This window comes from Plectonema cf. radiosum LEGE 06105 (genome assembly GCF_015207665.1).
Taxonomy (GTDB): Bacteria; Cyanobacteriota; Cyanobacteriia; order Cyanobacteriales; family Nostocaceae; genus Rivularia; species Rivularia radiosa_A.
This window is the reverse complement of sequence record NZ_JADEWL010000323.1, coordinates 1-1,045: the sequence shown is the minus strand read 5'-3', so window position 1 is coordinate 1,045 and position 1,045 is coordinate 1. Positions and strand designations below refer to the sequence as shown.

The 1,045-nt window shown below is 36.7% G+C and carries 1 protein-coding gene; it reads right to left on the bottom strand.

What is annotated here, in order from left to right:
* Positions 1-5 precede the first annotated feature (5 nt).
* Positions 6-737: a hypothetical protein gene (locus tag IQ247_RS32240; protein ID WP_228060246.1), complete on the bottom strand. Its 732-nt coding sequence runs from the start codon at positions 735-737 to the stop codon at positions 6-8.
* Positions 738-1,045: the final 308 nt, after the last annotated feature.

Genomic DNA, 1,045 nt, shown 5'->3' with positions numbered 1-1,045 from the left:
CTCCTCTACTCTCCCAAAACGGCACCTCCCGGCATCATCAGCAGAGAACCTTGAGATACAGCGCGATTCCCAACTGCGATCGCACTTTGTCTTTCTCTGGTATTTACCGCATTCAACTCTGTAGCTGCTTGAGCAGTTAAAGTTAATCCCAAAGCGTTATCTTGTCGTGACTGATTCGCTTCTTTTAAGAGTAAATCGGAAATTATTGTATTATTCTTAAGTTGATTGGAAATATTTTGCAAGATTTGCTGGGAAGTATCAGAATTTTGAGAATCATCTGACATTTGACTTGATTCAACCTCGGAATTAGCACTTAGTTCAAGAGTATTTAGAGACTCCTGTTGAGCATTTTTAGAAAGAGTTTTACTCTGCGCTACTTCAATTGCTCCTAATCTTTCACTTTGATTGGCTAAATCTTGACGAATTGCATAGGAATTAGGAATATTATTCTCCAACTTATTAGATGTAACTCCATCGGATGGAAACGAACCTTTCATGATTTCACTTACAACTTGACCCAAATCGGGGACATCAACCGAACCAATTGAATTTTTAACGAGCTGCTTAATATTACCGAAAAAATCGCCGCGAACAAAGGAACGTACATCATTAATAAATCCTTGAATTTCATCTGATGAGTTTTTGTTCAATGTTGAATTAGTCGTTTGAGTAACTCTTCGATTTTCTGATATATCTGAAGTTGCTGCTAATGATGAATTGATTGCAATTAGATTCAAACTCGCAAGTGTTATTCCAACTATTGAAATACTTCTAACAAGAAGGTAGAAGTGAGAGGGTGTTTTTAGTAAGGAATTGGTTCTTTTCTTTGTACATAAAGTTTCGTGCTTCCTCCCTTCTTTACTCCAACATGCTCTACGTATACGTAGGCGTTTCCTTGTCTTGAGTTTTATCTTCCTTTGATACATTTTCAGTTTCTCCATTGATATGCAATAAACTTCTATTTTGTTTGATGGCTGCAACATAAACCTTGGTAAATTTAGCTAAACCTTGTAATTGTCCTTTGATGCTATTAGGGTATTGGGAT